A 19,884-nucleotide genomic window follows, 5' to 3' on the forward strand; every position below is an offset into this window, starting at 1 on the left:
CGCGGTGTACGTCCCGGCGGTCGCGTAGGTGTGGCTCGGGTTCTGCGCGGTGCTCGCCGCCGAACCGTCACCGAAGTTCCAGCTGTACGCGTAGGCCGGGGTGCCGCCGGTGGCGGTGCCGGTGAAGGCGACGTTCAGCGGAACCTGGCCGGACGTCGGTGTGCCGGCGGCGGTGGCCGCCAAGGGGTTGCCGACGGCGCTGACGGTGGTCGTGACGGTCGCCGTGGCGGTGTGGGCCGGGTTGGCGGCGTCCGTGACGGTGAGGGTCGCGGTGTACGTCCCGGCGGTCGCGTAGGTGTGGCTCGGGTTCTGCGCGGTGCTCGCCGCCGAACCGTCACCGAAGTTCCAGCTGTACGCGTAGGGCGCGGTGCCGCCGGTGGCCGAGCCGGTGAAGGCGACGTTCAGCGGGGCGTTGCCCGTCGGCGGCGTGCCGGCGGCGGTGGCCGAGAGGGGCGTGGCGCCCTGGATCCACAGGTCTTCGAGGGGGTCCCCGAGGCCGCCCTGGTCGGCGGTCGTCATGGGGAACGTCGCCAGACCGACGTTGTCGTTGGGGTCGATGATGCCCGGGTGGGTGTTCTCCATGACCCGTTCCATCGCGGCCAGCACGTTGTCCGTGGTGTACGCGACGTGCGTGACGTAGCCCTGCTTCATGTACGTCGGCGAGGCCACGACGACGGTCGGCACGCGGTAGGTGTTGCTGACGTGGTCCGGGCCGTTGCTGCCGTTCTGGGTGTCGTCCTCGGTGACGACGATCACCGTGTTGTCCTTGTAGGACGCGTTGTTCATCAGGAAGTCGACGACCTGCTTGGTGACGGCGTCGTTCTTCGGGATGTCCTGGTAGGTGCCCGGGTGGTCGTTGAACAGCTCGACGTACGAGTAGGACGGCAGACCGTTGCTCGTCACGAAGTTCATGTAGTCGTTCGCGATGGTCTGGTCGTCGTCGTTCTGCCCGCAGCAGGTGTAGTGGTTGTAGTTGAGCTCCTCGGGGACGCCGGTGCCCGGGCGGTTGACCGGCAGCGCCTCGATGTTGTTCGTGGCCGGGTTGCGCCAGTACCCGCTGCCGCTGCTGAGCATCCAGTAGAAGTCCCCGTTCATGATGAACGGGTAGCCGCCGCCGGGGCCCTTGAGGAAGCGGTCGAACTGGGTGCCGCCCGCGGTGGGGTAGGCCTGCTGCTGCGAGCTCGACGCCGACTGGGCGGAGAAGAGCCACCAGTGGTTGGGGCCGCTCGGCGGCTGGGTGCCGGTGCTGTAGGCGTCCATCAGCGCGTAGTTCTTGGCCAGCGTGTGCAGGTTGGGCACCGACGAGATGTGGTTGGCGCTCTGCACGGCGCCGTTGCAGCCGGCCTGGACGGTGGTGGCGCAGTCGCCGAGGTAGTCGTCGAAGGTGTGGTTCTCGCGGTAGAGGACCACGAAGTGGGTGAACGGCGGGAAGTACGGCGCGAGCGGGTTGACCGCCTGGGTGGGCGAACTCACCGTCGCCACCGCGTCGTTGGCCGTCCTCGCGGTCTGCCTGTTGGCGATCCGGAAGTTCCCCGGCTGCGGGAACTTCGTGAACTCGACGCCGGGAGCGGCGAAGGAGGCGCCGGTGCAGTCGTAGTCGTCGGGTTTGTAGGACTGGGGACGCTGCCCCTCGGGCAGGTCCGTGGCGTCGCCCGGGTCGTCGCCCGGGTCCCAGTTCTTGATGGTGCAGGAGCCGACGCCGGTGGCGGGATGACCGCCGGCGGCTCCCGTCGGGCTCAGGGCGGTAGTGCCCAGCGCCAGCACGACCGCCAGCGTGCCGGCGATCCGTGTCTTCCACCTCATGACCGAAACCCCTCCAGCAGAGTTCGCGTGTGGTGCACGACACCCCCCGGGCCCGAATGGTCCCGGGCCGCCGCCACCCGGACAACGGGCACGGCACTGCTACCTGCCGGTTGGAGTGGATCGCCGCCCCCCGTTCGGCCGGAGTTGGGGGCGGCGATGGTGCGGGTTTGCTCCTCAAGGAGCTCTTCGTCGGTGTTCTGACGATTCGTCCGCCGATGAGGCGTCGGCTCAGCTGGTGGCCCCGTCGACCGATGCCTGGCCCACGGCTCCGGCCTGGACACCCCAACTGGTGAGGATGCGGCCGTAGTTGCCATCGTCGATCAGTTCCTGCACGGCGCCCCGGACGGCCTGGGTGAGCGTGCTGCCCCGGGCGACGGCGATGCCGTAGGGGATCGATCCGTAGGTGGAACCGACCTTCGTCAACTGCCCGTCGGCGGTGCTGACCGCGTAGTCGACGACGTCGGACGGGCCCAGCAGGGCCTGGTCGCGGCCGGAGACGACGGCGGCCGTCGCGTCCTTCTGCGCGCCGTACGGGTCGCCGCCGTTGCGGATGCCCGGCTTGCCCGCGGTGGTGCAGGCGGGATCGCGGGTGCCGGTGATCTCACCGGCCTGGGTGCTGCCGGTCCGCACCGCGACCGACCGGCCGCAGAGGTCGTTCGGGTCGATCCCGTCCGGGTTCCCGGCCCGCACCGCGACGGCCGTGCCGGCGGTGAAGTAGTCGACCATGTCGACGTACCCCTCGCGGTTCCTGCGGTCGTCGATGGAGCTCATGCCCAGCTGGTAGGCGCCCGACATGACGCCGTGGGCGATCCCGTCGAAGTTCACCGCTTCGAGGTCCGCGGTCAGTCCGAGCTTGCGGGCGATCGCCTTGGCCAGGTCGGCGTCCATCCCGACGATCACGCCTTTGTCGTCCTTGAACTCGTTCGGCGCGTAGGCGGGGTCGGTGGCCACGACCAGCCTGCCGCTCGACCGCACGGCGGCCGGGACCAGGGCGGCCAGCGCCGGATCCGTCGAGACGGCGGGCACGGCCCCCGCGTTCGGGGTCGCGCCCGCGGCCGTCCGCGCGGCCGGCGGGCCCGGGCGCGAGGTGACCGTCACGGTGGCGACGGCGGCGACCACCAGCAGGAGCACTCCCAGGAGGAGGGCACGGACCTTGCGGCCGCGCGGCAGCAGGCGGATCCGGGGGCCGGGCGGGGCGCCTGCAAGCGGGCCTCCGGGGCCGGGCGCGGCTCCGGGACCGCTCGGGGCTCCGGGACCGGGCGGCGTTCCGGGACCGCTCGGGGCTCCGGGGCCGCTCGGTGGCGGTGGCCCGGGAGGCGAGGACGAACCGGGGGGCCGTGACGACCAGGGCGGCGAGGACGAACCGGCCGATGGGGACACGAGATCCTGCGCCAGCGAGCCGAACTCCTCCACGTCCCGGACCGGCGGCGGAGGCGGGACCGCCCGCGCGCGCACCTCCGGCGACGGGACCGCGAGCGCCGGGGGAGGCCGGGGCGCCGTCCGATGGGCGGGCGCCTCCGGGCGGGGCGCGACCGGGACGGCCGGGGCTCCCGGGGCTGCCGGGGCTGCCGGAGCTGCCGGAGGGCGGGCCCGTGCGGCCGGCGGCACGGCGGGTTGCCCTGCGGCCCGCCCGGCCGGCTCGGGGCGGGATTCGGGCCGCGCGGGCTCCGCCGCCAGTACGCGCTGCGGCGACGCGGCGGGACCGGGCGAGGGCCTCGGGCGCGACGGACAGGCTTCGGCAGGCCGGGCTTCGACGGGTTCGGCCTTCGAGGGCTGCTCCGGACGTCCCCCGGGCTCGGGCCGGAATCCCGGGGGCGAGAGCCGGGCCCCGCCGGGCGTGCGCTCGACCTTCGGGGGCGACGGCCGGGCCTCGTCGGGCCTCGCCTTCGACGCCGGCACCCCGGGCTCGGCCCTGGAGGCCGGCACCCCGGGCCCGTCCGACCCGACCTTCGAGGGGCCGGCCCTGGACGGGGGCGCCCCCGGCCCGTCGGGCCCTGCCTTCGACGGCTGCGTCGGCCGTTCCCCGGCCTTCGGTTCGGCTTGCGCCAGCAGGGCGCGCGCGGCCGAGGCCACGAGGGGGACGTCGGCGTCCGCGACCTCCTTCAGCGTCCGCCTGGCCGTCAGCTCGCGCGCCGGGTCGGGCCCGGTGAGCCACTCGCCGAGCGCGGTCACCGCGCCGAGCCGGATGGCCGGGTGCGGGCTGTCCAGGCCGCTGCGCAGGGCCTCCGGCAGGGCCGCGGGGGCGACGGCCACGCCGGCCGGGCTGCGGGCGAGCAGGATCTTCCCCTCGGCGCCGTAGAGCCACCGCTGCGGGGTCTGCCGACCACCGCCGGAGCGGATCCGGTCGAAGGCGAACGCGTAGGCGTCGTCGACCGACACGTAGCCGTCGTGGTCCTCGTCGGCCGCGCCGCTGCGGATGCCGTCGACGATCGCGGTGGTGAACACCGAACCGGGCGGCTCCGTCCCGGACAGCGGCTCGCCCTCCCAGGAGTACTCGCTGCCGCGCGAGGCGGTCAGCACCACCCGCCCGCGGCCCTGGCCGCGCAGGCGCTCGCCCAGCGCCAGGTCCTCGTCGCCCTTGAGCCCGTGCGAGAACGCGCCGCTGAAGCAGCAGTCGAGGATCACCACCAGCCGTCTGGCCCGGCAGTCCTCCATCAGGTCGAGCAGCCACTGCGACTCCACCCCGGTGGCGGCGAGCCGGGTCTTCACGGTGTCGGTGGCGGCGAAGTACAGCTTGCGGCGGACGTCGACGAGGCCGTGGCAGGAGAGGTAGACGAGCAGCAGGTCCTCCGGGTCGCGGCCGGTGAGGAACTCCTCCGCGGCCAGGCGGATCTCCTGTGCGGTCCGGTCGACCACCCGGGTCACCGCGAAGCCGCCGATCCGCGGGTCGGCGAGCACCTCGCTCAGCTGGTCGGCGTCGCGGGCCGGGGCACGCAGCTGGCGCAGCGCCGGGTCGGTGTAGCGGGCGGTGGCCACCACCAGCGCGAAGCGGAGTTCGTCGGGCAGGTCAGGGGACGGCCGCGTGACGTGCGAGCCAGTCATCGATCATCGTTTCCTGCTGCTTGGCGGTCACCCCGGTGACCTTGAGCGTGTCGCCGCCGTAGCTCAGTTCGACGACGTGGCCGGTGCGTCCGACCCAGTTCCGGACGGAGGTGACCACCGCCCGCAGCATGTCGAGGTCCACGAAATGCACGAGCAGCACGCCGGCCAGGCTCCCGAGGCCCTTGACGTCCTCGGGCGCGGACTCCTCCTCGACGGGTTCGGCGTCGGTGAGGTCGAGGTCGTCGAGCAGTTCGGTGCGGAGCCGGGCGGTGAGCTCCGTCAGCTCGTCCGGGTCGAGGCCGGTGTCCGGCCGGACGTGGAGCAGTAGTCCGGTGGACCCGTCGAAGGTCGCCATGGCGCACGCTCCTTCCCCGAGGACCTGCGGCCGGTTGCCTCCCCACCATCATCTGCCGGAACGGGCCGACCGTCACCGTTTTTGCACGATCGATTCGTAGGGTGAGCGGTGCTCAAGGCGACGGACACTCAGCGCGACCGGCACCGGGCCGAAATCGGGGCTTCGCCGTGTCAGCACTCGTCCGGTGGACACTCAGCGCGACCGCCACGCGGAGTGACGAACGCCCAGCGTGACCGGTGTACCGCCGGTACCGCTGCTGCCACCCGTGCCACCGATGACACCGCTGCCGCCGGTGACGCCGCTGCCGCCGGCGATCAGGACGCTCCGGCCGACGGGGAGCGATCCCGGTCGTGTGCTTGTCACCATGCCCGCACCCGCACCCGCGCCGTCCGCGCCCCCTCGGACAGCCGACGCTCCGTCACCCGACGCACGTCAACCCCGATCCCGCGAGATCACCCCGGAGAGTGGGAATCGACGGCGCCGCGGGGTGGTTGGGCCAGGTCGAGCGTACGGAAACTCTTGCGGAGGGGTCCCACCATGAAGATCGGCATCATCGGCGCGGGGAACATCGGCGGCAACCTGACGAGGCGCTTCACCGCCCTCGGCCACGACGTCTCCGTCGCCAACTCGCGCGGGCCGGAGTCGTTGGCCGGGCTCGTCGCGGAGACGGGGGCGCGGGCGGTGCCGGCCGCCGAGGCGGCACACGGCGCCGACTTCGTCGTGGTCACGGTGCCGCTGAAGAGCGTGCCGGACCTGCCCGCCGGCCTGTTCGACGGGGCCGCCGAGGGCTTCGCCGTCATCGACACCGGCAACTACTACCCGAAGGAGCGCGACGGCCTGATCGCCGAGATCGAGGGCGGCCTGACCGAGAGCCGCTGGACGGAGCGGCACCTCGGCCACCCGGTCGTCAAGGCGTTCAACGGCACCTACGCCCAGGACCTGGTCGAGCGGCCCCTCCCCCAGGGGGATCCGGAGCGCCTCGCCGTGCCGGTCGCCTCCGACGACGAGGACGCCAAGCGCAGAGTCCGGGCGCTCATCGACGAGATCGGCTTCGACACGGTGGACGCCGGCGGCCTCGACGAGTCCTGGCGCCAGCAGCCCGGCACCCCGGTCTACGGCCTGCGCGCGGGCGTCGAGGCCGTGACGCGGGCGCTCGCCGAGGCCTCGCCGGAGCGTCCGGAGGCGCACAGGGCCTGAGGTGATCGAGGAGAGGCCAACGGCGGAAGGTCAACAGCGAGAGGCCAACGGCGGGAAGCCAACGGCGGGAAGCCAACGGCGGGAAGCCAACGGCGGGGCGCTCCGGATGGGCGCCCCGCCGGAAGCCGGGTGGCACGGTCAGGCGATCCGACGGGCGCCCTCGGCCGGGGTCGCGGTCAGGGTGCGCGGGGCGGTGAAGCCCTTGGCCAGGAACGCGGCGGTGACGTCGGCCGCCACGGCCTCGGCCGCCTCCGCGTCCACGAGGGCGATGACGGAGCCGCCGAAGCCGCCGCCCGTCATCCGCGCGCCGTGGGCCCCGGCCGCGACGGCCGTGTCGACGGCGAGGTCGGTCTCGGGGCAGGAGACCCGGTAGTCGTCACGCAGTGAGGCGTGCCCGGCGGTGAGCACCGGGCCGAGCGCCGCGAGCGCGCCCGTGGCCAGGTGCGCGACGGCCTCGGTCACGCGCTCGTTCTCGGTGACCACGTGCCGCACCAGCGGCCGCAGTTCCTCCGGGAGCCGGGGCAGCGCGGACGCGAGGTCGGCCGGCCCGAGCTCGCGCAGGGCGGGCAGGCCGAGCAGCCGCGCCGCGCGCTCGCAGCCGGCCCGCAGGCCGGCGTACGCGCCGTCCCCGAGGTCGTGCTTGACCCTCGTGTCGAGGACGAGCAGCGCGAGACCCGCACCGGCCAGGTCCACCGGCACCTGGCGCATGGTGAGGTCCCGGCTGTCCAGGTGCAGGGCCGCGCCCGCGCGGCAGCACATCGAGGCCATCTGGTCCATGATCCCGCACGGCACGCCGACGTAGGCGTTCTCCGCCCGCTGCGCGACCAGCGCGAGCTCGGGCGCCGAAAGGCCCAGCCCGTACAGGTCGTTGTAGGCGATCGCCACCGCGCACTCCAGCGCCGCGGAGGACGACAGCCCGGCACCCGTCGGCACGTCGCTGTCCAGCGACAGCTCCGCCCCGCCGACGTCGTGCCCGGCCTCGCGCAGCGCCCACACCACCGCCGCCGGGTAGCCCGCCCACCCGGTGACGCTGCCCGGGGCGAGGTCCGCGACCGCCACCTCGGCACTGCCGCCCTTGGTGGAGTGCAGGCGCAGCAGCCCGTCGTCGCGGCGGCGGGCCTGGGCGCGGACGGTCTGCGGCAGGGCGATCGGCAGGACGAAGCCGAGGTTGTAGTCGGTGTGCTCGCCGATCAGGTTGACCCGCCCGGGAGCGGCCCACTCCCCCTCGGGCGCGTGTCCGTAGAGCTGGGTGAAGGACGGCTGGGAGAGGGTGTTCATCGGGCGACCTCCCGCAGCCGCTGGGCCGCGTGTTCGGGGCTGACGTCGTTGACGAAGGCGTCCATGCCGGATTCGACGCCGGCCAGGTACTTGAGCTTGTCGGCGGTGCGCCGGATGGTGAACAGCTCCAGGTGGAGGGCGAGTTCGTCCCGCTGTTCACGTGGTGCCTGGTGCCAGGCGGAGATGTACGGGGTGCGGCCGGTGCCGAAGAGGCGGTCGAAGCGGCGCAGCAGGTCGAGGTAGAGGCGGGGGAACTCGGCGCGTTCGGCCTCGTCGAGGGCGGTGAGGTCGGGGACGCGGCGGTGCGGGTAGAGGTGGACCTCGTAGGGCCAGCGGGCGGCGAACGGGACGAAGGCCGTCCAGTGCTCGCCGGCGAGCACCACCCGTTCGCCGTCGGCGCGCTCGGCGGCGAGGAGGTCGTCGAAGAGGTTGCGGCCCGTCGCCGTCCGGTGCGCGGCGGCGCGGGCGGCCATGCGGGCGGTGCGCGGGGCGGTGAACGGGAACGCGTAGATCTGGCCGTGCGGGTGGGCGAGGGTGACGCCGATCTCGGCGCCGCGGTTCTCGAAGCAGTACACCTGCTCCACCCCCGGCAGGGCGGAGAGCGCGGCCGTGCGGTCCGTCCACGCGTCCAGGACCAGACGCGCGCAGGCCTCGGAGAGGTCGGCGAAGGACGCGTCGTGGTCGGCCGTGAAGCACACCACCTCGCAGCGCCCGGCCCCGGGACCGGCCGTCCGCAGTCCGCCGGTGAGCTCGCCCGGCGGTCCGGCCAGCGAGGGGAAGCGGTTCTCGAAGACGGCCACCTGGTAGTCGGCGGCGGGGATTTCGCTCAGCCGCCCGTCCTGGGAGGGGCACAGCGGGCACTCCTCGGCGGGCGGCTGGTAGGTGCGGGCCTGCCGGTGGGCGGCGACGGTGACCCAGTCCCCGGTGGCCGGGTCCCGGCGCACGTGGGAGGCGGGCGGCCGGGGGTCCAGCGGGCGCCGGTCGACGGCGTTCCGGGGCACGGCCGCGCCGCTGTCGTAGTAGATGAGCTCCCGCCCGTCCGCGAGCGTGGTCGCGGTCCTGGCGGTGGGCTCGGTGACGGTCCCGGCCATGGCCTCGGTTCTCTCTCCTCGATCCGACATGAATCAACAATCTCGAACACTATCCAACAGACCCGCCGCCCCGGAAGCACCCGGCACCTGCCATGATGGCCATGCTGGCGATGAGCGCGGCCGCCCCGGCCGCACCGACCCGCGCCACGCCGACCCGAGGGAGGCCCTCCGATGGCCGACAGCGCCCAACCGCTCGCCGGGCAGCGACGCGCGCTGATCCTGGAACAGGTGCGCGCGCGGGGCGGGGTCCGGGTGACCGAACTCGTCCGCGACCTCGGGGTCTCCGACATGACGGTCCGCCGCGACCTCGACGCGCTGGCCCGGCGCGGACTGGTGGAGAAGGTCCACGGCGGCGCGGTGCGGGTCGAGGCGCCGCTCAGCGGCGAGCCCGGGTTCGAGACCAAGGCCGGCTGGGAGCTGCCCGCGAAGGAGGCGATCGCCCGCGCCGCCGCCGCACTCGTGCCGCCCGGTTCGGCGGTCGGCCTCGCGGCCGGCACGACGACCTTCGCGGTGGCCCGCCACCTGCGCGCCGTCGAGGGCCTGACCGTGGTCACCAACTCCCTGCGGATCGCCGAACTGCTGGAACAGCCCGACGACGACGGCACCCCGGCGACGGCCACGGTGATCCGCACCGGCGGCGTCCGCACGCCCTCGGACGCGCTGGTCGGCCCGGTCGCGGACCAGGCGATCCGCTCGCTGCACGTCAACGTGCTCGTCATGGGCTGTCACGGCCTCTCCGCCGACACCGGGCTGACCACCCCCAACCTGGCCGAGGCCGAGACCAACCGGGCCTTCCTGCAGTCGGCCCGCCGCGTCATCGTGGTCGCCGACCACACGAAGTGGAACGCCGTCGGCCTGGCCTCCTTCGCCGCCCTCGACCAGCTCGACGTCCTGGTGACGGACGACGCCCTCGCCGCCGAGGAACGGACGGCCGCCGCCCGGCTGGTCGGCGAGCTGATCGTCGCGTCCTCCGGGGACTGACGGGCGGGGCGCGGCGCGCCCCGAGGGGCCGGGCGACCGAGCCCGGATCCCCCGGTGGGGGGATGCCTCCGGCCCTCCGGGAGGACGTGGCGCCGCCTCCCACCGGCCAGCCTGGATGCATGACCGCCGCATCGAACCCCGCTGCCCCGGCACCCCGTTGGGCCGTGCGAGCCGCACACGCCGCAGCCCTCACCACCGTGCCCTCGGGGCTGTGGCGGATCGCCCTGGCCCTCGGCCTTCCGGTCGGCTACGGCGACCAGGTGCTCCGCCAGGACTTCCACATCCCCGGCTGGGGTGCGGTCGCCGTGGTCGGCCTCAGCGTGGTCTCCGAGGCCCTCGCCCTGCTGACGCTCGGCCTGGTCCGGCCCTGGGGCGAGGTGGTGCCGCGCTGGATCCCGGTCCTCGGCGGCCGGCGTGTCCGCCCGCTCGCCGCCGTCGTCCCCGCCGCGCTCGGATCACTGGCCCTCGTCTACGTCTGGAGCGGGTTCCTGTTCTGGTGGAACGTCGATCACCACCCGGCGATGACCGGTCCCTGGGGCGACATCGTCGGGGTCCTCTACCAGCCACTGGTCCTCTGGGGCCCGCTGCTGGCCGCCGTGACCGTCTCCTACTACCGCCGCCACCGCTGAAGCCACCCGGCCGGTCATCGCGGCGCTCGACCCGTCATCGCGGCGCTCAACCCCCCGAACTCGCCCGCACCACCAGCTCGGTGGCCAGCTCCAGCCCCGCGCCGGGCGCCCGTTCCCCCCGCGCCTGGCCGAGCAGCCGCTCGACCAGCGCGGCGGCGATCGCCCGCAGCGGCAGCCGGACCGACGTCAGGGCGGGGTGCAGGTGGCGGCAGAGCGGCGTGTCGTGGAAGCCCGTGACCGCCACTTCCCGTCCGACCGTCAACCCCTCGGCGCGGACGGCCTCGTAGACGTCGAGTGCGAGCAGGTCGCTCGCCGCCGCGACGGCCGTCGGCCGGTCCGGGCGGCGCAGGAGCCCGCGCACGGCGGCGACGTCCGGCCCGGCCGCCACCTCGGCCGTCAGGCCGAGCCGCCGCGCCTCGGCGAGGAAGCCCGCGCGGCGTTCCGCCATCCACGGCAGGTCCTCCGGGCCTCCCACGTACCCGAGGCGCCGGTGCCCGCGCTCGGCGAGGTGCCGCACGACGGCCGCCATCGCCGGGCCGTTGCCGATGTCCACCCAGTGCTGCGGCTCCCCCGGTCCTGTCCGCCCGAAGGTCGTGAACGGGACACCGGCCCGGGCGACGTGGCCGATCCGCGGGTCGTCGCGCAGCACGTCCGCGAGCACGAGCCCGTCCACCTGGCGGGCCGCCACCAGCTCGTCGATGGCCGCGAGCGCGTCGCCGGCGCCCGACGCGTCGCCGGCATCCGTCCCGTCCTCCGCGCCCGACGTATCCCGGGTGCCCCCACTGCCCGGTGCCGGGCGGAACAGCAGCACCCGCAGGCCCTGCGCCCCGGCCGCGTCGACCAGCGCCTCCAGGAAGCCGGCCATCAGCGGGTTGGGGTCGAACGGGTCGTCCACCGGCGAGAGGTAGCCGATGGTGCGCCGGGCGCCGCTGCGCAGCGAGCGGGCCGACTGGTCCGGCTGGTAGCCGAGTTCGCGGATCGCGGCGGTCACCCGCTCCAGGGTGTCCGGGCGCACCCGGTGCGGGGCGTTGAGCGCGTTGGACACCGTCTGCCGGGACACGCCGGCCGCGCGGGCGACCTCCTCGATGGTGGTGGCCCCGCGACGCGGACGGCGCACTCCGGCCCCGCGCACGGCCTCGTCGGGCGTCGTGACAGCGCGGCGCGGTCGGCGTGCTCCCTCGGGCATGGCTTCCTCCGGCGTGCTCGGTCGGGTCATCGGTGCGGTCACGTGCGGCGCAGGGTCGGCAGCCCGCCGCGCGACACCTCGACGACGCCACCCCGGCGGGGTCCTCCCCACCCCGCCGGACGATACGCCCTCCCGCAGCCACGACGATCACCCCCACCGAACGACCGCACCACCGGATCGGCATCGGCACGACATTCGCGCACGCCGCAAGGTGCGCAGCTGGCCACGCGACACCGCACCACCGCCGACCGGCCATGCGCCACGGGCCAACCACACCTCCCATTCGGCATCGGCGCCGCACTCGCGCACGGCACCGTTGTTGCCCCGCCCCAACCAGGCCGGACGGCACGCCGCCGCACGGACGCACGCTGCAAGGGCGTCGTCACGAGGTCACGTAGGCCACGGCGCCACCCGCCCACCGACCCGACCACGCCCCACCCCACCCAGCCGGACGACGCGCCCCCGCGCACGGCGAACTGCCGCCACCGCCGGGCCGGCGGCGTCGCGACCGTCACATGCAGCATGGGGTCGGCAGCTCGCCGCGCGACACCGCAACCACGCCGCCCCGTGCCGAGCTCGATTCCGCCGGGCCGGACAGCACGCCGCCGCACCGCCCGGCCGTTGGTCACGGGCCAACTGCCCCGCCGGGCCGGCGTCGTCATCACGCTCACGCCCGGTGCCGGGTCAGCCGCCCGCCGCGCGACAGTCCCACGACGGTGCCGCCCCGGGCCGAGCTCCACCCACCCCGCCGGACGATACGCCCTCGCGCAGCCTCGACGATCGCCTCCGCCGGCCAACCACACCGCCGAGATCGGCACCGGCGCTGCACGGCCGCTGCAGGGCGAGCAGCCGGCCGCGCGATGCCGCAGCCCCGTCGACCAACCGCTCGCCCGGGCAACCGCACCTACCGTTCGACGTCGGCGCTGCGCTCACGTACGGCACCGTCGTTGCCCCGCCCCAACCAGCCGGACGGCACGCCGCCGCATGCATGCATGCACGCACGCACGCACGCACGCACGCACGCACGCTGCAAGCGTGAGCGCCGCCCTCGCGACACCGCAACACCGCCGACCAGACCGAGCTCCACCCCGCCCAGCCGGGCGACCGGCCGCCACCACCGGGCCGGCCTCGTCGCGACGCTCACGCACGCCGCAGAGTCAGCAACCCGCCGCGCGGCACCGCGACGACGGCGCCGTCCCGGCCGAGCTCCACCTCGCCCTGCCGGACGACGCGCCCCCGCGCGTCCTGCACGACCGCCTCCGCCGTCCCGCTGCCGCCCGTCAGCCGCACGTCCGGGTCGGCGTCGGCGTTGGCCACCAGCAGGGTGCGCCACCGGTCGCCGCCCGCGTCCACCGGCAGCGCCGCGTAGCGGGCGACGGCGACGGTGTCCGGGCCGGTGGCGGTGACCATCGGGTAGCCGAGGTCGGGCCGGGCCGGGCGCAGTTCGCCGAGTTGCAGGGTGTCGGCGTGGGCGCGGAAGACGCCGAGCCAGAAGGCCAGGGCCTCGCGCTGCTCCGGGCGCAGCGCGGCGAGGTCGACGGACACCTGCGGCACCGCGAACAGGACGTTGATCAGGTGGCAGGCGATCTGCTCGGGCGGCTCGACCGGGTGCCAGGTCAGCATGTCGGCGTGGACCGGGACGGGCCCGGCGGCGAGCCGCACGTCGATCGTCCGCTGCCGGTTCTCCTGGGGGCTGAGCGGGCAGTCGGTGGCCCGGATCATGGTGACGTACGGCCACAGGGCCGGGCTGACGTAGGGCTGGCGGTGCTCGATCATCGCGTCCGGGTGGGCGGCCGTGATCCGCCGGCGCAGCTCGGCGAGCAGCCGTTCGACGCCCTCGTCGACGCTCGCGCAGTCGGCCCCGGGACCGGGTTCGGGCGCGTCCGCCCGCGCGAACCAGTCGACGAAGTCGACCTTGAGGCCGTCCATGCCCCATTCCTCGACGGCCCGCGCGAGCCGACCGACCAGGAACTCGCGGACCTCCGGGTAGCGGGGGTCCGCCACGACGGCTCCCATGGGCCCGGCGTCCGCGAGCGCGTACCGGCCGATGCGCTCGAACGCGGCGCTGTTCTTGCCGATGAACGGCAGCGCGTACCAGAGCATGTACTGCACGCCGAGCTCGTGGACGCGCCGCACGTGGGCGGCGGTGTCCGGCAGCGAGACCGGCTCCCAGTCGCCGCAGTGCCCGTAGCCGCGCGTGCGGTCGGCGGTCATCCAGCCGTCGTCGACGATGATCACGTCCAGGCCCAGCTCCTTGCCGAGCGCGGCCTGGGCCTCGACGGCCTTCTGCGAGACGTCCTGGTGCATCGCGTACCAGGTGGAGTAGGCGGGGCGGCGGGCGGCTTCGGGCACGTCCGCCCGGTGCGCGGTGCCCCACCACTCGGCGAGGCCGGCCAGGCAGCGGGCGAAGTGGCGGCGCGAGGTGTCGATCCGCACGGTGAGGCGGCCGGGGGCCTGCGCCCAGAAGCGGAACTCGCCGGTCTCCTCGACGACTCCCGCGCCGGCCAGCACGTCGGGCCGCTCGGCGGCGAAGGCGCAGATCGCGACGTCGCCGGTGCCGACGAGGGCGGCGATCGGGGCGCCGGCGGCGATCCCGGTGCGGCGCGGGGCGCTCCAGGCGGCGGGCAACCAGCCGGTGCCGCGCGGTTCGGGCGTCCAGAGGGCGGTGGCGTCCACGCACGGCACCCGCCACTCGATGCGGACGTCGCCATCGGCCACCGGTGTCGCCTCGACGGTCACCTCGACCACCCCGTCGGCGACCGCGCGGGCCGTCCCGGCGCCGCTCACCCGCAGGTCGAGGCCCTCGGCGTACAGCGGGCGCAGGCCGCCGGTGGCGGAAGGGGCGGCGGGGGCGTGCGGCTCCCAGATGTCGGTCACGGGTTCAGCCCTTCGTCGCACCGGCCAGCAGGCCGGAGATGAACTGCCGTTGCAGGACCAGGAAGAGGACCATCATCGGCAGGGTGGACAGCGCGGTGCCGGTGAGGATCGCGCCGTAGTCGGTCGTGCTCTTGTTGCCGTACAGGGTGGCGATGGCCACCGGCAGGGTGTGCATGGCGGGGCTGCGCAGCGCGACCAGCGGCCACACGAACTGGTTCCAGGAGCCCAGGAAGAGGAAGATCGCGAGTGCCGCCAGCACCGGCCGCATGACCGGCACGACGACGCTCCACAGCACCCGGAACTCGCCCGCGCCGTCCACCCGTGCGGCGTCCAGGAGTTCGTCCGGCAGGCCGGCGAGGGACTGCCGCATCAGGAAGATCGCGAACGGCACGCACAGGCCGGGCAGGATGAGCGCCTGGTAGGTGTCGAGCAGGCCGAAGCTCATCATCATCTTGAACAGCGGTACCAGCATGACCTGTTCGGGCACCACGAGGGTGGAGAGCAGCAGCCCGAACAGCAGACTCCGGCCCCGGAAGCGGAACTTGGCGAAGGCGTAGCCGGCCAGCAGCGCGACCACCAGGGCTCCGACGGTCTGGACCCCGGCCACCAGCAGCGAGTTTCCGATCACCCGGAGCAGACCGATCCTGCGCTGCAGGTGGTCGAGGTTGTCGCCGAGGTGGCCGCCGGGCAGCAGCTTGGGCGGCCAATCGAAGATGTCCGTGTCCTTGCGGGTGATGGCGATCACCAGCCAGTAGAACGGGCCGACGGAAAGGCCGGTGAGGCCCGCGAGGAGGAAGGTCAGCGGCCAGCCGCGCAGTTTCGTGATCGGCTTCATCGCTCCCGCTCCCCCATCAGCCGCATCTGGACCGCGCCGAGCACCGACACCAGCAGGGTCAGCGCGTAGGCGATGGCGGACGCGTAGCCGAAGTCGAAGTACCGGAAGCCGTTCTGGTACAGGTACATGGAGACGGTCAGCGTCGCGTTGTCCGGGCCGCCGCCGGTCAAGACGTAAGGCTCGTCGAAGAGTTGGAGCGTGCCGATGGTGGACAGCACGACCGTGAACAGCAGCACCGGGCGAAGCGCGGGCACCGTGACCGCCGTGAACCGCCGCACCGGGCCCGCCCCGTCGACCATCGCGGCCTCGTACAGCTCCTTCGGGACGCCCTGGAGGCCGGCCAGGTAGATGACGGCGTTGTAGCCCGTGTAGTGCCAGGTCAGCACCAGGACGACGGCCATCCGCGCCCAGAACGGGTCGCCGAACCAGTCGACGACCGGCAGGCCGATCGCGTCCAGCAGCCAGTTGACGGCGCCGTGGTCGGAGTCGAGCAGGAAGGCGAAGATCACGCCGGTGGCGACCAGGCCGGTCACGGCCGGCATGAAGACGCCCAGCCGCCACACCGCCCGCCAGCGCACCAGCGCCGAGTTGATGCCGACGGCCATCAGCAGGGCCAGCCCGAGCATCACCGGGACCTGCACGACGAGGATCTCGGCGGTGTTGCGCAGGGCCGTCCAGAACAGCGGATCGTCCAGCAGGCGACGGTAGTTGGCGAGTCCTGCGGAGCGGGCGGCGGTGCCGGAGCCGGCGGTGAAGGAGAGGAGCAGCGAGTCGACGACGGGGTACGCCTTGAACACGCCGAAGGTGACCAGGGCGGGGGCGAGGAGCAGGTACGGCACGGCGGTGCAGCGGCGCCGGGCACGCGCGAGGGACGGTTGGACGGTCGTCGTCATGCGATGCTGCGCCCGGTCTGCTGGGCGAGTTGCTTGGCGGCGTCCTGGAGGACGGCGGCCGGGTCGCCGCCCTTCAGGAACACTTTCGTCTGGGCGTCGCCGGCCAGCTTGAGGGCGCGGGCGTAGTCCCCGGAGTAGTTGGTCGGGTCGCCGCCGTCGACGGCCAGGTCGGCGAAGGTCCGCAGCACGGGCTGGCCGCCGTAGTAGGCGCTCGGTGCGCCGTACATCGGGTCGGTGTAGGCCGCGGTGAGCGCGGGGAAGACGCCGCCGGCGGTGAACATGCTGTTCACGGAGGCCGGGCGGGTGAGCGCGTACTCGACGAACTTCCAGGCGGCGCGGCGGCGCGGGCTGGAACCGGCGACGGCGAGGTGGGTGGAGTTCACGAGCGCGGTGCGCTTGCCTCCGGCGGTGACGGCCGGGGGCTTGGCGAGGCGCCAGTGTCCGCTCTGGTCACCGAACTTGGCCTCCAGGTAGTGCGCCGCCCAGGCGGGCATGGGGGCGACGGCGAGCTTGCCGGCCTTCATCAGGGTGGCCCAGCCCTGCTCGCCGGGGGCATCGGCGACCAGCCCGGCGCCGTCCAGCCGCTTCAGGACGTCCATCGCGCGGACGGCCTCGGGCGTGCCGAGCGTGATCCGCCCCTGGAGGTCGAAGTAGAACGCGCCCTGAAGCTGCATCAGCGACTGCACGAAGTCCAGGTCGGGGTCGGGGTTGGCGGCCTTGTTGATGCCGATGAGGGAGATGCCGGGGTTGGCGGCCTTGAACTTCTCCGCCACGGCGATCAGGTCGTCCCAGGTGGCGAGGGCGGTCGGGTCGATGCCGGCCTTGCCGAAGTAGTCCTCGCGGTAGAAGAACCCGAGCGGGTTGACCTCCCAGGGCAGCGCGTAGGCGTGGCCGTCCTTGCCGGTGACGACCGGCCACAGGCCCTTGGCGAAGTCGTCCTTGTGGGCGTCGGCGCCGAAGGAGGACAGGTCGGCGAGGCCGCCGGGGAACTTGTCCAGGTAGCCGGGCAGGTAGTCGCAACCGATGTGGAGGACGTCCCCGAGCCCCTGCCCGCCTGCGGCGAGACCGACGGTGATCTTGTCCCAGATCGCCGGGTTCCCGATGTCCTGGACGTCGACCTTGATGCCGGGGTTGTCCCGCTCGAACGCCGGGACGACCCCGCGCAGCGCGGCAGCGGCCGTGGCCCACGACCACACGGTGACCGTGCCGGTTTCGGCGTCCCCGCCTGCGGCTCCCGCCGATCCGGAGTCCCCGCAGGCCGCCAGCGCTCCCCCGGCCGCCAGGGCCAGCAGACCGGCCCCGGAGGCGCGGAGGAGCTCGCGACGTGAAAGGTGTGACATTGCATCGCCTCCCGTTTTTGAACGTTCAAATCCACAAAACAGACCAGAACCAAACAGTCCCGAACGAGCGCCACACAGCAAACGCCACCTGCCGTACGCCGTCAACCCCCAGGTACGCCCGCAACCGTTCCGTTACCAGGCGACGGGATGGCTGCGCGAGAAGTCGGATGGGCCGACTTCTCGCGCACGCCCTCGGTCAATCGGGGGCCGGGCAGAGGTAGATCGGGTGGGGCTCGATGCCCACGAACACGATCACGCGCATCGCGCCGACTTCGAGCAGCTGGCGGGCGATGCGGTCGGCGGACCGGGGCGAGAAGAGGTCGGCGAGGAAGTCGGCCTGGTCCTCGTCGAGCGGGAGGTGGGAGACGGCGGTGCGGACGGCTTCGAGGGCGTCGGGGAGGCGGGAGAAGGTGGCGGCCTTGGTGACGCCCTTGATCTCAACGCTTACGGCGAAGGGGAGTTCGGCTTTCACCGGCCACTCCCGATGGTGGCCCAGATCGCCTTGCCGACGCCGCCCGCACGCGGGCAGCAGCCCCAGCGGGAGGCGAGCTGCGAGACGAGCCAGAGTCCGCGCCCGGCTTCGTCCTCGACGGTCGCGGGGCGCGCGTACGGACGCCCCGCGCCGGCGTCGTGCACCTCGATGCGGAGGGCGTCGGGGTGGAGGGAGAGGTGGACGTAGAGGAGGCGCCCGGGCGGGGTCATGGCGTGGAGCACGGCGTTGGTGACGAGCTCGCTGAGCACCAACTCGCCGGTTTCGACGAAGAGTTCGCCGGAGGGTTGGGCGGCGAGGAAGCCGCGGAGCAGCTTTCTGGCCGCGGCGACGGACTTGCGGTGTCTCGGCAGCCAGTAGGAGTAGTCGGCGGCGGGGGCGGGCGGCTTCTCCAGCATTCCGGGCATGGCAGGGCCTCCTGGAAGTGAGGCTCGCCGCGGCGGCAACGGCCCAGAAGAGGCACGGGGATGCCCGGGTGGCCATCCATCAAGATCGCCACAGGCGAGCAATCGGACTACTCCTCGTAGTCTGCTCCGCACACTCCGCAATCTGCAAGACTTCATTTTGAGTACTTCAAAGTCGATGACTCGGTCTGTTGACGCTCATTGCGAAGCGGGCACACGGGTGCTTTCATTTCGAGCGCTGACGGTGCTTCATACTGGAAGCCAGGAAGGGGTAGGGCCATGGCGGAAGGGCCGACTGGATCAACGGTGCCGCGCAGGCAACTTGGTCGATACCTGCGCGATCTGCGCAACCGATCGCGACTCACAGTGCGGGCAGCGGCTCGCACGCTGGAGTGGTCGGAGGCGAAGATGTGGCGCATCGAGACCGGCCAGACCTCGCTGCGCAGCCTCGACGTCGAGGCGATGTGCAAGGTCTACGGAGCGCCCGCCGAACTCACCGAGGCTCTGATGGGGCTCGCGAAGGAGACCAAGGCTCGGGGCTGGTGGCACTCCTACGGGGACGTGATCCCGGAAGGCTTCGATCTCTTCATCGGGCTGGAAGAAGCCGCGTCGAGGATCGCTTGGTACGAAAGCGAGTTGGTACCCGGCCTTCTACAGACCGAAGGCTACTCGCGCACGATCATGCGGGCGGACAACCCGCACGAGGACGATGACGAGATCGAGCGGCGAGTCCACCTCCGCTCGACGCGTCAGGTCCTCCTCACCAGGGTCACGGATCCGCCTGTGTTCGACGTAGCGCTCAACGAGGCAGTGCTGCGCCGCCCCGTGGGCGGATCCCGAACCATGGCCGGCCAGCTCGCCCACCTCCTCGAAGTGGGCGAGCTGGCCAACGTCACCATCAAGGTAGTCCCGTTCAGCGCGGGTCTACACCTGGGCGTCATGTCAGGCCCGTTCGGGATTCTGCGCTTCCCGCTGAACGGCGATGGCTCCGAAACCGAGCCACCGACCGTCTATGCGGACGGCTACACCGGCGACCTCTACCTGGACAAGCCCGGCGAAGTGGAACGCTACGACGCTGCGTTCAAGAACATCTGGGAGACGGCACTCAGCGAACAGGCGTCAAGGCAGCTGATCTCGGAAGTGGCAGGAAGTTATGGACACGGTTGACCTGACAATAGCGGCGTGGTTCAAGTCCAGCCGCAGCAACGGACAATCTGCATGCGTTGAGGTCGCCATCCTCGACGATGGCACCGTTCCCGTACGGGATTCCAAAGATCCGCAGGGCCCCGCACTAGTCTTCCCGGCCAGCGCATGGACAGCATTCGTCGCCGCCGTGAAGGCCGGCGATCTTCCGATCACGTAACCGGGTTGCGGGGGGGGGGGGGGCGGGGGCGGGGGCCGGGGACGCCGCCGGCCGCGCGACCCCCCCTCGCCCCGCGCCCTCCATCCGCCGGCGAGTATCGATCGGTGAGCGAGACTCCCT

Annotated in this window: 17 protein-coding genes; 5 read left to right on the plus strand and 12 right to left on the minus strand. The window is 73.2% G+C overall.

Annotated elements, in window-relative coordinates:
- The 3 genes from ACFV4F_RS01395 to ACFV4F_RS01405 form a co-directional block, all read right to left on the minus strand.
- Positions 1–1,803 (minus strand): PKD domain-containing protein (locus ACFV4F_RS01395; RefSeq protein WP_380500028.1); only part of this gene is annotated, 1,803 nt, incomplete at its 3' end.
- Between the two features lie 228 nt (positions 1,804–2,031).
- Positions 2,032–4,845, minus strand: a complete 2,814-nt coding sequence (locus tag ACFV4F_RS01400; protein WP_380500029.1) for a transporter substrate-binding domain-containing protein — start codon at positions 4,843–4,845, stop codon at positions 2,032–2,034.
- Entirely contained in the window at positions 4,811–5,200 is a 390-nt protein-coding gene (locus tag ACFV4F_RS01405) for a hypothetical protein (RefSeq protein WP_380500030.1), read from the minus strand. The genes ACFV4F_RS01400 and ACFV4F_RS01405 overlap by 35 nt, the downstream gene beginning before the upstream one ends.
- Positions 5,201–5,413: 213 nt before the next feature.
- Here ACFV4F_RS01405 and ACFV4F_RS01410 point away from each other — a divergent pair, with 213 nt between their 5' ends.
- Entirely contained in the window at positions 5,414–6,397 is a 984-nt protein-coding gene (locus ACFV4F_RS01410; protein ID WP_380500031.1) for an NADPH-dependent F420 reductase, read from the plus strand.
- Positions 6,398–6,535: 138 nt separating this feature from the next.
- Here ACFV4F_RS01410 and galK read toward each other — a convergent pair whose 3' ends face one another.
- Positions 6,536–7,675, minus strand: coding sequence for a galactokinase (gene galK / locus ACFV4F_RS01415; RefSeq protein WP_380500032.1), 1,140 nt, complete (start codon positions 7,673–7,675; stop codon positions 6,536–6,538).
- Positions 7,672–8,766 carry a galactose-1-phosphate uridylyltransferase gene (gene galT / locus ACFV4F_RS01420; RefSeq protein WP_380500033.1) on the minus strand — a complete coding sequence of 365 codons (1,095 nt, stop codon included), beginning with the start codon at positions 8,764–8,766 and terminating at the stop codon, positions 7,672–7,674. The genes galK and galT overlap by 4 nt, the downstream gene beginning before the upstream one ends.
- 171 nt (positions 8,767–8,937) lie before the next feature.
- Here galT and ACFV4F_RS01425 point away from each other — a divergent pair, with 171 nt between their 5' ends.
- Together ACFV4F_RS01425 and ACFV4F_RS01430 are read left to right on the plus strand one after the other, a co-directional pair.
- Entirely contained in the window at positions 8,938–9,747 is an 810-nt protein-coding gene (locus ACFV4F_RS01425; RefSeq protein ID WP_380500034.1) for a DeoR/GlpR family DNA-binding transcription regulator, read from the plus strand.
- Between the two features lie 119 nt (positions 9,748–9,866).
- Positions 9,867–10,376, plus strand: a complete 510-nt coding sequence (locus ACFV4F_RS01430) for a hypothetical protein (RefSeq protein WP_380500035.1) — start codon at positions 9,867–9,869, stop codon at positions 10,374–10,376.
- A 46-nt stretch (positions 10,377–10,422) separates the two neighbouring features.
- Here ACFV4F_RS01430 and ACFV4F_RS01435 read toward each other — a convergent pair whose 3' ends face one another.
- The 7 genes from ACFV4F_RS01435 to ACFV4F_RS01465 all read right to left on the minus strand — a co-directional run bounded on the left by ACFV4F_RS01435 (position 10,423) and on the right by ACFV4F_RS01465 (position 18,404).
- Entirely contained in the window at positions 10,423–11,562 is a 1,140-nt protein-coding gene (locus ACFV4F_RS01435) for a LacI family DNA-binding transcriptional regulator (protein ID WP_380500036.1), read from the minus strand.
- A gap of 1,140 nt (positions 11,563–12,702) precedes the next feature.
- Entirely contained in the window at positions 12,703–14,439 is a 1,737-nt protein-coding gene (locus ACFV4F_RS01440; RefSeq protein WP_380500037.1) for a glycoside hydrolase family 36 protein, read from the minus strand.
- A 4-nt stretch (positions 14,440–14,443) separates the two neighbouring features.
- Positions 14,444–15,274 carry a carbohydrate ABC transporter permease gene (locus ACFV4F_RS01445; protein ID WP_380436508.1) on the minus strand — a complete coding sequence of 277 codons (831 nt, stop codon included), beginning with the start codon at positions 15,272–15,274 and terminating at the stop codon, positions 14,444–14,446.
- A complete protein-coding gene (locus ACFV4F_RS01450; RefSeq protein ID WP_380500038.1) occupies positions 15,271–16,167 on the minus strand; it encodes a carbohydrate ABC transporter permease in 897 nt (298 codons plus the stop codon). The genes ACFV4F_RS01445 and ACFV4F_RS01450 overlap by 4 nt, the downstream gene beginning before the upstream one ends.
- Entirely contained in the window at positions 16,164–17,507 is a 1,344-nt protein-coding gene (locus tag ACFV4F_RS01455; protein WP_380500039.1) for an extracellular solute-binding protein, read from the minus strand. Before ACFV4F_RS01455 ends, ACFV4F_RS01450 begins: the two co-directional genes overlap by 4 nt.
- A gap of 196 nt (positions 17,508–17,703) precedes the next feature.
- Positions 17,704–17,979, minus strand: a complete 276-nt coding sequence (locus ACFV4F_RS01460) for a hypothetical protein (RefSeq protein WP_380500041.1) — start codon at positions 17,977–17,979, stop codon at positions 17,704–17,706.
- On the minus strand, positions 17,976–18,404 hold the full coding sequence (locus ACFV4F_RS01465; RefSeq protein WP_380500042.1) for an ATP-binding protein: 429 nt from the start codon (positions 18,402–18,404) through the stop codon (positions 17,976–17,978). The genes ACFV4F_RS01460 and ACFV4F_RS01465 overlap by 4 nt, the downstream gene beginning before the upstream one ends.
- A 276-nt stretch (positions 18,405–18,680) precedes the next feature.
- On the opposite strand from ACFV4F_RS01465, the gene ACFV4F_RS01470 reads away from it, so the two are divergent.
- Positions 18,681–19,568 carry a helix-turn-helix domain-containing protein gene (locus tag ACFV4F_RS01470; RefSeq protein ID WP_380500044.1) on the plus strand — a complete coding sequence of 296 codons (888 nt, stop codon included), beginning with the start codon at positions 18,681–18,683 and terminating at the stop codon, positions 19,566–19,568.
- Positions 19,555–19,764, plus strand: coding sequence for a DUF397 domain-containing protein (locus ACFV4F_RS01475; RefSeq protein ID WP_380436520.1), 210 nt, complete (start codon positions 19,555–19,557; stop codon positions 19,762–19,764). Before ACFV4F_RS01470 ends, ACFV4F_RS01475 begins: the two co-directional genes overlap by 14 nt.
- The last annotated feature ends 120 nt before the right edge of the window (positions 19,765–19,884 follow it).

Source organism: Kitasatospora sp. NPDC059722 (genome assembly GCF_042733235.1).
GTDB lineage: Bacteria > Actinomycetota > Actinomycetes > Streptomycetales > Streptomycetaceae > Kitasatospora.